General features: G+C 68.4%; 13 protein-coding genes, 1 pseudogene and 1 riboswitch (1 of these 15 only partly in view). Of the genes and pseudogenes, 5 read left to right on the forward strand and 9 right to left on the reverse strand.

Annotation, left to right across the window (positions count from 1 at the left end):
* From HA630_RS20360 to lptF, 5 genes are all read right to left on the reverse strand, one after another.
* On the reverse strand, window positions 1-797 hold a 797-nt coding region (locus HA630_RS20360; RefSeq protein ID WP_166837259.1), incomplete at its 3' end, for a methionine aminotransferase.
* A gap of 2 nt (window positions 798-799) precedes the next feature.
* Complete coding sequence (locus HA630_RS20365; RefSeq protein ID WP_166837261.1) at window positions 800-1,744, reverse strand: CysB family HTH-type transcriptional regulator; 945 nt, start codon at window positions 1,742-1,744, stop codon at window positions 800-802.
* Entirely contained in the window at window positions 1,741-2,109 is a 369-nt protein-coding gene (locus HA630_RS20370; protein ID WP_166837262.1) for a sirohydrochlorin chelatase, read from the reverse strand. Before HA630_RS20370 ends, HA630_RS20365 begins: the two co-directional genes overlap by 4 nt.
* Before the next feature lie 8 nt (window positions 2,110-2,117).
* Window positions 2,118-3,239: an LPS export ABC transporter permease LptG gene (gene lptG / locus HA630_RS20375; RefSeq protein ID WP_166837264.1), complete on the reverse strand. Its 1,122-nt coding sequence runs from the start codon at window positions 3,237-3,239 to the stop codon at window positions 2,118-2,120.
* Entirely contained in the window at window positions 3,236-4,339 is a 1,104-nt protein-coding gene (gene lptF, locus HA630_RS20380; RefSeq protein ID WP_166837265.1) for an LPS export ABC transporter permease LptF, read from the reverse strand. The genes lptG and lptF overlap by 4 nt, the downstream gene beginning before the upstream one ends.
* Before the next feature lie 26 nt (window positions 4,340-4,365).
* Between lptF and HA630_RS20385 the strand changes: the two genes are divergently transcribed.
* The 4 genes from HA630_RS20385 to HA630_RS20400 all read left to right on the forward strand — a co-directional run bounded on the left by HA630_RS20385 (window position 4,366) and on the right by HA630_RS20400 (window position 8,078).
* The gene (locus HA630_RS20385; RefSeq protein ID WP_166837267.1) at window positions 4,366-5,955 is read left to right on the forward strand and encodes a leucyl aminopeptidase; all 1,590 of its coding nucleotides are present in this window, start codon (window positions 4,366-4,368) and stop codon (window positions 5,953-5,955) included.
* A gap of 9 nt (window positions 5,956-5,964) precedes the next feature.
* The gene (locus HA630_RS20390) at window positions 5,965-6,396 is read left to right on the forward strand and encodes a DNA polymerase III subunit chi (RefSeq protein WP_166837268.1); all 432 of its coding nucleotides are present in this window, start codon (window positions 5,965-5,967) and stop codon (window positions 6,394-6,396) included.
* Complete coding sequence (locus HA630_RS20395; RefSeq protein WP_166837270.1) at window positions 6,396-6,758, forward strand: hypothetical protein; 363 nt, start codon at window positions 6,396-6,398, stop codon at window positions 6,756-6,758. The genes HA630_RS20390 and HA630_RS20395 overlap by 1 nt, the downstream gene beginning before the upstream one ends.
* Window positions 6,759-6,902: 144 nt before the next feature.
* On the forward strand, window positions 6,903-8,078 hold the full coding sequence (locus tag HA630_RS20400) for a branched-chain amino acid ABC transporter substrate-binding protein (RefSeq protein ID WP_166837271.1): 1,176 nt from the start codon (window positions 6,903-6,905) through the stop codon (window positions 8,076-8,078).
* A gap of 96 nt (window positions 8,079-8,174) precedes the next feature.
* Here HA630_RS20400 and HA630_RS20405 read toward each other — a convergent pair.
* A pseudogene (locus HA630_RS20405) lies at window positions 8,175-8,483 on the reverse strand (SWIB/MDM2 domain-containing protein); the annotation flags it as partial.
* A gap of 252 nt (window positions 8,484-8,735) precedes the next feature.
* Between HA630_RS20405 and rraA the strand changes: the two are divergent.
* On the forward strand, window positions 8,736-9,248 hold the full coding sequence (gene rraA / locus HA630_RS20410; protein WP_166837275.1) for a ribonuclease E activity regulator RraA: 513 nt from the start codon (window positions 8,736-8,738) through the stop codon (window positions 9,246-9,248).
* 20 nt (window positions 9,249-9,268) lie between these two features.
* On the opposite strand, the gene HA630_RS20415 is transcribed toward rraA, so the two are convergent.
* From HA630_RS20415 to HA630_RS20425, 3 genes are all read right to left on the reverse strand, one after another.
* Entirely contained in the window at window positions 9,269-10,081 is an 813-nt protein-coding gene (locus tag HA630_RS20415; protein ID WP_166837277.1) for a sulfite exporter TauE/SafE family protein, read from the reverse strand.
* A 242-nt stretch (window positions 10,082-10,323) separates the two neighbouring features.
* On the reverse strand, window positions 10,324-10,668 hold the full coding sequence (locus tag HA630_RS20420) for a cell division protein ZapA (RefSeq protein ID WP_166837349.1): 345 nt from the start codon (window positions 10,666-10,668) through the stop codon (window positions 10,324-10,326).
* 11 nt (window positions 10,669-10,679) lie between these two features.
* On the reverse strand, window positions 10,680-10,898 hold the full coding sequence (locus HA630_RS20425; RefSeq protein WP_166837279.1) for a DUF904 domain-containing protein: 219 nt from the start codon (window positions 10,896-10,898) through the stop codon (window positions 10,680-10,682).
* Between the two features lie 87 nt (window positions 10,899-10,985).
* A riboswitch (cobalamin riboswitch) is annotated at window positions 10,986-11,139 on the forward strand; it runs 133 nt beyond the window's last position.

Genomic DNA, 11,139 nt, shown 5'->3' on the forward strand with positions numbered 1-11,139 from the left:
AACTGGTGCACCTTGCGGAATTCCGCCATCAGCGGTGCCGGGGCCACCACATGGCCCACCTTCCAGCCGGTCACATGGTAGGTCTTGCCAAAGCTGCTGACGATGAAGGCCCGTGCCGCCAGGCCCGGGTAACGCGCCGCGCTTTCGTGCGCCCGGCCGTCGTAGACCATGTGCTCGTACACCTCGTCGCTCAGGAGCAGCACCTCGGTGTCGGCCAGCAGGTCTTGCAGGCGCAGCATGTCGGCGCGCGACCAGACCGTGCCGCTGGGGTTGTGCGGGCTGTTGATGATCAAGGCCCGCGTGCGCGGCGTGATCGCGGCGGCGATGCGGTCCAGGTCGGGCCGGAAACTGCCGGCCTCGCCCGGGCTGCCCAGCGGCACCCGCACCACCACGCCCCCGGCCAGTTCGATGTTGGGCACGTAGCTGTCGTAGCAGGGCTCGAGCACGATCACCTCGTCGCCCGGGTGCACCACCGCCAGCAGCGCGGTGAGGATGGCCTGGGTGGCGCCGGCGGTGACGGTGACCTCGCTGGCCGCGTCGTAGCGCTGGCCGTAGAGCGTGGCCACCTTGTCGGCGATGGCCTGGCGCAGCGCCGGCACGCCGGCCATGGGCGGGTACTGGTTGTGGCCGGCGCGCAGCGCGTCGCTCACCGCGTCCAGCAGGCGTGGGTCGCCCTCGAAGTCGGGGAAGCCCTGGCCCAGGTTGACCGCGCCGGTCTCGGCCGCCAGCTTCGACATGACGGTGAAGATGGTGGTGCCGACCTGGGGCAGCCGGCTGCGCAGGGTGGGGGTGTGCATGTTCACAGGCTGTAGTCGTGGCCGTTGCCTTGCATGGCCTTGAGGATGAGGTCGCGCGAGAGCCGGTCGCTGAGCAGTTCGGCGAAGCGCAGCACGAACTGGCGCAGGTAGGCGCCGCGCTTGAAGGCCACCCGCGCCATGTTCTGGCCGAACAGGTGGCCGGCCGGGCGCGCCACCAGGTCGGGGTTGCGTTCTTCGCCCTGCATCGCCATTTCCGCCACGATGCCCACGCCCATGCCCAGCTTCACGTAGGTCTTGATCACGTCGGAGTCGATAGCCTCCAGCACGATGTGGGGCTTGAGCTGGCGCAGCCCAAAGGCCTGGTCGATGCGGGTGCGCCCGGTGAACGACGGGTGGTAGGTGATCAGCGGCACCTGGGCCAGGTCGTCCAGCCCGATGCGTTCCTTGTCCAGCAGCGGGTGGCCAAAAGGCAGCACCAGCACGTGCTGCCAGTCGTAGCAGGGCAGGGTGATGAGTTCTTCGTATTGCGTCAGGGTTTCGGTGGCCATGCCGATGTCGGCCACGTCGTCCAGCAGCATCTGCGCCACCTGGGCCGGCGAGCCCTGGTGCAGGCTGATGTGGACCTTGGGGTAGGCCTGGCGCAGCTTGGCCACCGGCCCGGGCAGCACGTAGCGCGCCTGGGTGTGGGTGGTGGCGATGCTGAGGGTGCCGCTGTCCTGCGCCGAATACTGTTCCCCGATGCGCTTGAGGTTGTTGACCTCGCGCATGATGATCTCGATGCTGCGCAGCACGTGCTGGCCGGGTTCGGTCACGCGCTTGATGCGCTTGCCGTGTCGGGTGAAGATGTCCACCCCCAACTCGTCTTCCAATTCGATGATGGCCTTGGACACGCCCGGCTGCGAGGTGTGCAGCGCCTTGGCGGCTTCGGTCAGGTTGAGGTTGCGGCGCACCGCCTCCTGCACAAAACGGAACTGGTGCAGGTTCATGGGGCCACCGGTTCCAGCGCCATGTCGGCCAGCAGTGCGGTCAGCCGCGGGTTTTCGCCGGCGGTGGGCAGCAGGGCAAAGCGCACGGCCGGGTGGCGCTGGCGCAATTCGGCCATCAGCAGCGGCAGGTCTTCGCGGGCGTGCTTGCCCATGCCAAAAAAGAGCGGCAGCACGCGCACGTCGCGCGCGCCCTGCGCCACCAGCGCGGCGGCGGCGTCGGGCAGGCCGGGCTCGCACAGCTCCAGGTAGGCACAGGCCACGGCGGTGCCGGGGTCGCGCTGGCGCACCGCGGCGGCCACGGCCTCCACCGGCCCGCGCCACAGGGGGTCGCGGGAACCGTGGGCAAACACAATCACAGCACGCATGAGGGCCTCTAGCGTTTCAAAACCAGCCAGCCGAACGCACCGAGCGAGGCCAGCGAATACAGCATCGACGGCGCCGCCGCGGCCAGCCAGGGCTGCCAGTCGCGCAGGTTGCCGATGTAGCCGAACACGTTGTTCAGCAGGAAGAAGCTGATGCCGATCATCACCCCGGCGAAGACGTAGGCCGCCAGGCCGCTGGCGCGGAAGTGCAGGTAGGCAAAGGGCAGCGCCAGCACCACCATTACCAGGCAGCTCAGCGGGTAGAACACCTTGCGCCAGAACTCGATCTCGTAGCGTTGCGCGGTCTGGTTGTTGGCCTGCAGGTGCTGGATGTAGCCAAACAGGTCCACCGTGCGCATGCGCTCGGGCTTGAGTAGGGCCACCGACACCATGTCGGCGTTGAGGCCGGTGGGCCAGACCAGGGTGTCCAGGCGCTCAAAGTCGGTGCGCGCCTGCCTGTCCTGGCCCAGGTCGAAGCGGCGCCGCTGCACCTCGCTCAAGCGCCATTGGCCCGCGCCGCTGTCGATCACTCCATGCTGCGCGTTCAGGGTGGCGCTGATGCGGCCGTCGGGGTCGAACGCAAAGATGCGGATGCCTTCCAGCGCGCCGCTGGCGTCCATGGCGCGCACGTTGACCGAAAACTGTGCTCCGTCTTGGCGTTCCTTGAGCCAGGCGCCGGTCTGCCCCACGCTGATGCGGCCCTGGAACTGGGCCTTGAGCAGTTGCCCGGTGCGGTCGGCGGCCGGGGCCAGGTAGTCGCCGATGGCGAAGGTGAGCAGCACAAAAAACAGCCCCAACCCCAGCAGCGCGCGCAGCGCGCGCCACGGACCCAGCCCGCTGGTGCGCAAAATGGTGTATTCGGACGCCTGGGCCAGCCGCACCAGGGCATAGACCGCCCCGATCAGCACCGCGATGGGCATCAGCTCGTACACCCGGCTGGGCAGCAACAGCCCGACGTAGAGCAGGGCGTGGCGCAGGCCGTACACGCGGCTCGGGTCCAGCACCGAGGGCTTGCCCAGCGCCGGCAGTTCGTCGACAAAATCGAAAAAAAAGAACAGCGACAGGAAGGCCAGCAGCACAAAGCCCACCGACACCAGGATTTCGCCGTAAATCAGCCGGCGCACGGTGTTCATGGCGTGCCTTTCAGGCCCCGGCGCGGGAACCAGACCCGCTGGGTGTGGCGCTGCGCCAGCCACAGCAGCGACGCGGCCAGCACGCTGCCGTGCAGCCCCAGCATGAAGGGCCACAGCCCCACCAGGCCGGTGGCCACCCAACTCTGCCCCAGGTTGAGCAGGTTGTAGTACACGACGAAGGCCAGCAGCATGAAGATCAGGTTGCCGCTTTTGCCGGCGCGCGGGTTGCCGGCCGACACCGCCAGCGCCAGCACCACGAAGTTCAAGGCGGTCAGGCCCATGCCGATGCGCCAGCCCAGTTCGCCCTGGTGGGCCCGACTCGGTTGCTGCAGCAGCACCCAGGTGGGTTGCGACTTGAGGCCCCCGCCCGTGCCCGTGCTGGCCTGGCCGCCCCCGATCTGGATGCCGTACTGCGCGAACTCGCTGAGCTTGAGGCCGCTGTCGCTGCCCGGTGCCGGCTGCTGCAGCCGCTGGCCCTGGTCCAGCATCAGGTATTGCACCCCGTCGATCCATTCGACCCGGCCCGAGCGGGCCGAAGTGATGCTTTCGCTGCCATCGCGTTCCACGCTGGCGATGAAGACGTTGCGGCCTTCGGCACCGTCGGCGGTGTCTTTGTCGATGAAGAACACGCGCCGCCCGTTGGACGACTCCTGGAACTGCCCGGGCGCGATGCGCTCGAGGTCGCCGCGGCGCTCGTAGCGGTCGCGCAGTTCGTCGGTCTGGGCGTTGGCCCAGGGCCAGACGAACAGCACCATCAGCACGATGACCAGCAGAATGGGCCAGGCGAAGCGGAAGATCGGGTTCAGGAACGAGGCCAGGCCGCGCCCGCTGCCGAACCAGATCACCATCTCGCTCTCGCGGTACATGCGCGACAGCGTGGACACCACCGCGATGAACAGCGCCAGCGTCAGCACCGTGGGCAGGCGCCCGAGCACGGTGTAGGTCAGCACCAGCAGGATTTCCTCGGGGTTGACGCTGCCCTTGTTGGCCAGACCCAGGGTGCGGATCAGCAGCATCGTGATGACGATGGTGAACAGCACCACCAGGGTGGCGCCGAAACTGCGGGCCAGTTCGCGCCGGAGCGAGGAATGGAATAACATCGTTTGAAACAGCAACAGCCGACATTATGGACTTCGAACTCAAAACCCTGACCCCCCACCAGACCGCCTCCACCGTGGCCGATGCGCTGCTGGTGCTGTGGCCCGACGCCGCCGACCAGGCCGCCCCGGCGCTGGACGACCCGCTGACCCTGTGGGCGCGTGGGGCCGTGGCCGACGAGGACCTGCCCGCCGGCGCCGGTCAGTGCCTGGCGGCGCACCGCCTGCCCGGCGTCAAGCCGCGCCGCGTGGTGCTGGCCCGTTGCGGCGACGGCTCCCCGTCCCAGGTGCGCAAGGCGGTGCAGGCGGCCTGGGCGTTGCTCAAGGCCGGCCAGCCCAAAACCCTGCTGGTGCTGGCCAGCGCCGCCAGCGGCGCGGCCGTGGCCGCCGCGGTGCAGGCTTTGGCCGACGCGTCTTACGTGTACACCGCCACCAAATCGCAGGCCAAGCCGCGCAGCCTGCACAAGGCCACCCTGGCGGTGGCCGACGCCACCGCGGTGCGCAGCGCCTTTGCCCGCGCCGTGGCCGTGACCCGGGGTGTGGAGCTGGCCAAGGAATGGGCCAACCGCCCCGGCAACCACGCCACCCCCAGCCTGCTGGCCGAGGCCGCGCGGCAGCTGGCCAAGCAACCCCGCGTCAGCGTGGACGTGCTGGGCCCCAAAGACGTGGCCAAGCTCGGCATGGGCGCGTTCCTGGCGGTGGCCCAGGGCTCGGAGGAGCCGCTGCGCTTCATCGTGCTCAAGTACCAGGGGGCGGCCAAGTCCAGCGCCCCGGTGGTGCTGGTGGGCAAAGGCATCACCTTCGACACCGGCGGCATTTCCATCAAGCCCGCGGCCGAGATGGACGAGATGAAGTTCGACATGGGCGGCGCCGCCAGCGTGCTGGGCACCTTCGCCGCGCTGGCCGAACTGCAGCCGGCGCTCAACGTGGTGGGCCTCATCCCCAGTTGCGAGAACATGCCCGACGGCCGCGCCGTCAAGCCCGGCGACGTGGTCACCAGCATGAGCGGCCAGACCATCGAGGTGCTCAACACCGACGCCGAGGGCCGCCTCATCCTGTGCGACGCGCTGACCTACGCCGAGCGCTTCAAACCACGCGCGCTGATCGACATCGCCACCCTCACCGGCGCCTGCGTGATCGCGCTGGGCGGGGTGCGTTGCGGCCTGTTTGCCAACCACGACGACCTGGCCGCCGCGCTGGCCGACGCCGGCCAGGCCGCGCTCGACCCCGCCTGGCGCATGCCCCTGGACGACGACTACGCCGAAGGCCTGAAGTCCCACTTTGCCGACATGGGCAACGTGGCCGGGCGCCAGGCCGGCGCCGTCACCGCCGCCAAATTCCTGCAGAAATTTGTGGGCCAGCAGCGCTGGGCGCACCTGGACATCGCCGGGGTGGCCTGGAAAAGCGGGGCCGCCAAGGGCGCCACCGGCCGTCCGGTGCCCCTGCTGGTGCAGTACCTGCTGGACGAGGTCGACCGCCAGGCGCTGCAGCCGGCCGCGGGTTTGGGTGCCCAACCGATCAAGTCGGCCAAGGCCGCCAAACCCCCGAAAAGCGACAAGGCCGCTGTGGCTGCCAAGCCCACCAAGGCGGGCAAGGCGGCCGGTGCCGGTTCGCGCTGAGCCCAGGACATGACCGGGGTTGCCTTCCACTTCAACGTGCCCGCCCGCGTGCCCTACCTGTGCCGCCTGTTGCGCAAAGTGAACGCGGCCGGCAAATCCGCCTGGGTGCGGCTGCCGGCGGCCGAACTCGCCGCGCTGGACGAGGCTTTGTGGACGTTCTCTCAGGAAGACTTTCTGGCCCATGCCGTGGCGGGCCAAGGCACCGTGGCGCATTCGCCCATCGTTTTGTCCGATGGGGCGGCCCCCGACCGGCCGGGCCTGCAGGTGCTGGTGAACTGCCTGGCCGACATCCCGGCTGGCTTCGAGCGGCACGAGCGGGTGCTGGAAATCGTCGGCCCCAGCGACGAGGAGCGGGCCGAAGCCCGCCAGCGTTGGCGCCAGTACAGCCAGTGGGGCTACACCCTGGACCGGCACGACGTGGCCGCGCAAGGAGGCCGGTGATGCACGATGCCCCCGGTCGGCAGCCGCCCGCGTTCGTGCCCACCCTCACCGAGGTGGTGCCCTGCGACCCCTTGCCGCCCAGCGAGGGTGGGGCCCCTGGGGCCGAGCCCCCAGCGGTCGCACCGGTCTGGCCCCCGGCAGACCTGGAAGCCACCGTGGACCGCGTGACCGACCGGGTGCTGGCCACCGTGATGCACCGCCTGGAGGCGCGGGTGGCCGAACAGGTGCAGGTCTGGTGGCACGCGCACGCCTGGCAATGCGGCCAGGAGGTGGCCCGGACCTTGCTTGACGTGACCGCCGCCGACGTGCGTGACGCCGTGGCCCACGCCCTGGCGACGGACCCGGCGCAGCGCCGCGTTTGAACGCTGCTACGGGTCGTGCGCCGCAGGACCGTGCCGTGGCGCGGGTTTACACCAAGCCCGGAAATTTCAGGTATCGTAAAGCCTTGCTCGGGAAGTTCCCGCTGGGCAAACATTTTTAACCACCAACCGAACGCAAGGGTTTGTATGCAGATGAAGTTCAAACTGGCCGTGGTGGCCGCAGCCGTCGCCCTGACCGCCTGTGGCAAAAAAGAAGAAGCCGCTCCCGCGGCCGCCGCCCCCGCGGCCGAAACGCTGGTCGTGAAAATCGGCCACGTCGGCCCGACCAGCGGCGCCATTGCCCACCTGGGCAAGGACAACGAATACGGCGCCCGCATGGCCATCGACGAACTGAACGCCGCCGGCGTGATGATCGGTGACAAGAAAGCCACTTTCCAGCTGTTGGCCGAAGACGACGCCGCCGATCCCAAGCAGGGCACCGCCGCCGCCCAGAAGCTGGTGGACGCCCAGGTCAACGGCGTGATCGGTCACCTGAACTCCGGCACCACCATCCCGGCTTCGCAGATCTACAACACCGCCGGCATCCCGCAGATTTCGCCCTCGTCCACCAACCCGCGTTACACCCGCCAGGGCTACGCCGGCGCCTTCCGCGTGGTGGCCGACGACGTGCACCTGGGCGGCACGCTGGGCAAGTACGCCGTCGAGTCGCTGGCCGCCAAGAAAGTGGCCGTGATCGACGACCGCACCGCGTACGGCCAGGGCGTGGCCGACGAGTTTGAAAAAGGCGCCAAGGCCGCCGGCGCCGAGGTCGTGGGTCGCGAGTTCACCAACGACAAGGCCACCGACTTCAACGCCATCCTGACCAGCATCAAGGCCAAGAAGCCCGACGTCATCTTCTTCGGCGGCATGGACGCCGTGGGCGGCCCGATGCTGCGCCAGATGAAGCAGCTAGGCATCACCGCCAAGTTCATGGGCGGCGACGGCATCTGCACCAACGAGCTGCCCAAGCTGGCGGCCGACGCCCTGGGCGACGACGTGGTGTTCTGCGCCGAAGCCGGTGGTATCGACGGCGAGTTCAAGGAAGCCGCCGACAAGTTTGCCCAGGACTACAAGGCCAAGTTCAACGAAGACGTGAAGTTGTACGCGCCCTACGTGTACGACTCGGTGATGGTGATGGTCGAGGCGATGAAGGCCGCCGGCTCCTCCGACCCGGCCGTCTACCTGCCCAAGCTGAAAGAAGCCAACCACAAGGGCATCACCGGCCAGATCGCTTTCGACGAGAAGGGCGACATCAAGAACGGCGCCCTGACGCTGTACACCTTCCGCGCTGGCAACCGCGCCCAGCTCGCCATCGTGCGCTGACCTGGCTGCAGCCGTCACCCCTTGCGGGGTGGCGGCCAAGCATGAAAAAACCCGCTCTGAGCGGGTTTTTTCATGGGCGGCGTGCAGGCCGGGTGATCAGGAGAGGTGACCGCTGATCAGCTTGGTCATCTCGAACATCGACACCTGGGGCTTTTGGAAGATGTCCTTGAGCTTGGCGTCGGCGTTGATCATGCGCTTGTTGGCGTCGTCCTGCAGCTTGTGCTTCTTGATGTATTCCCACACCTTCTTGGTGACTTCGGTGCGCGGCAACGGCTTGGCGCCGACGATGGCGGCCAGGGTGGCGCTGGGGGTCAGCGGCTTCATGAAGGCGGCGTTGGGGGTGCGCTTGGCGGCGGGAGCGGGCGCAGGCGCGGCTTTGGCGGCGGGGGCTTTTTTCGCAGTGGCCATGGGTGGAATCCTTCTGTGGGTTGAATGCACGCCAATGGAGCGGTGGCCGCTCTCATGGACCGTGTCATCCTATCCGACAAGCGGGGGGTTTCATAGGGCGGCGCCCCGTTTTTTTGTGCCGGTCCGGGTTTTTCCCGAACGCTGGCGGGCGCCTGGGCGGGTGGCGCGGCCCAGGCCGCAAGCGCCGTGCAATGGCGGCTGGCTAAGATGCGCGTTTTGTTCGGCCCGTCCCACGCTCAGGAGTACACCATGACCGCCTCCCTCCCGTCTTTTGCCACCTGCGACCTGTGCGACGCGCACAAGCTCGACAGCGATGGCGGCTTCCGCGTGCTGCCGCCGGTGTTCCGCGATTTCGGGGGCGTGCGCCGCTTCGCCGGGGTGGTGAGCACCGTCAAGTGCTTCGAGGACAACACCCTGGTCAAGGCGGCGGTGGACTCGCCGGGTGCAGGGCGCGTGCTGGTGGTGGACGGCGGGGCCTCGCTGCGCCGCGCTCTGGTGGGTGGCAACCTGGGCGCGGCGGCCGCGCGCAACGGTTGGGCCGGGGTGCTGGTGGACGGTTGTGTGCGCGACGTGGCCGAACTGGCCGGCTGTGCCGTGGGCATCCGGGCCCTGGCGGCCATGCCGCTGCCGACCGAAAAGCGCCAGGAAGGCCAGCGCGATGTGGCGGTGCAGATCCAGGGGGTGTGGGTACGCCCCGGCGACTGGCTCTACGCCGACGAGGACGGGGTGGTGGTGTCTGACCAGCCCTTGCACGCAGCCTGAGCCGCACCGCCCCAAGGGGGTCAGGCCGTCAGGCCCTTGTGCAGCATGACCGCAGCCAGGGCGAAGAGAATGAAGGCAAACACCCGCTTGAGTTGCTTGACCGGCAGTGCGTGCGCCGCCTTGGCCCCCAGCGGCGCCATGAGCACGCTGGCCGAGGCGATGACCGCCAGCGCCGGCAGGAACACATAGCCCAGCGAACCCTCCGGGCGGCCATCCACCGATTGCCCGGCCAGCACGTAACCCACGGCGTTGAACAGGGCGATCGGGAAGCCCAGCGCCGCGCTGGTGGCCACCGCGTTGTGGATGGCGACGTTGCACCAGGTCATGAACGGCACGCTGACGAAGCCGCCACCTGCCCCGACCAGCCCGGACAGAAAACCGATGCCGCCGCCCGCCGCCAACTGGCCGGCGGTGCCAGGCAGGGTGCGGCTCGGGGCCGGTTTTTTGTCGCGCAGCATTTGCAGGCCAGAAAACGTGACAAAGCCCGCGAACACCAGGGCCAGCGCCTGGCCCTTGAGCAGCGAAAACGCCCCCAGGCTGGCCAGGGCCGCGCCCAGCGCGATGCCAGGGGCCAACCGCCAGACGATGTCCCAGCGCACCGCGCCGCGCTTGTGGTGCGCCCGCACGCTGGACAGGGACGTGAAGATGATGGTGGCCATGGAGGTGGCGATCGCCATCTTCACCGACAGGTCGGGCGCGACGCCGCGGCCCGACAGGATGAGGGTGATGAAGGGCACCATGACCATGCCCCCGCCGATGCCCAGCAACCCCGCCAGAAAACCGGCAAACAGTCCAAGGGCGGCCAATTCCGCGATCAGCAGGGGTTCAAGCATGGGGGAGGGGGAAGAGGGGGGTGTCTGCCGCAGAACCGGACCGGCATCCTGAACGGGGGGGTTCAGGTGGGCGAGGGCAACGCAGCTTCGGGTTCGTCTGACGCGAGACGCTCACACCCACTGCGCAATGTACCAAGCCCGGGCTCAGAGAGCATTGGTTCAAGGAAATATAAAGCCCGGCCACAGCGGCAGACGGGTCCATTGTAGTACGGAAGCCGGCACGGCGTGGCACGCCGCAGGGTTCAGAGCAGGCGGTCGTCTTGCGCCAGGGCCTGGTCCAGGCGTTGCAGCAGCTGTTGCAGGGTGGCGTCGGCGGGGGGTGGGCCGCTGTCCGGCAATTCGCCCGATTCGGTGTTGGCGAACGAGGAGTTGCGGAACGGGCTGCCGTCTTTTTGCGAACACTCGAAAGCGATGTTGAGCGCGGCCAGCACCGCGATGCGGTCGCGCGCCTTGACCTTGCCGGCGTCGCGGATGCGGCACATCGCCGCGTCCACCTGGGCCACGGACGCGCGCAGGGCGTCCTCGCCGTCCAGCGGACAGGCCAGCATGTAGGACTGGCTCATGATCTGCACTTCGATTTGTTTGATGCCGGGCTTGTTCATGCGTCTTCGCCGTGGGTGGCCTGGGGCAGGCGTTCGATCAGGCTGTCCAGCCGCTGTTTGACCAGGTTGCAGCGGGTGCGCAGTTGGTCGCGTTCGTCGGTGAGGGCCTGGACCTGCTGCAGCAACAGGGCGTGCGCGCGCCGCAGTTCTTCGTGACGCGCGAGCAGGCGTTCGACGCGTTCGGTGATCTGGTCGATGGGGTTCGGGGCAGCCATTTGCCTCCCATTGTAGGGGCGCCGTCAGCCCGGGTGGCTACAATGTCCGCTGTTGGTGCTCGCGGCGTGGTTCTCTCGCCGCAGTTCAACGGGAAGCTGGGGGAAGAAGGCCGCACAGGTCTTTTTCTAACCAGCGCTGCCCCCGCAACGGTAAGTGGACGGGTGTCGGTGCCAGCCGATGCCCCGCTTTCGTCTCCCAGCCACTGGGCGCCCCATGGGTGCCTGGGAAGGCGACGACGGT

It is taken from the genome of Aquabacterium sp. A08 (assembly GCF_011742065.1).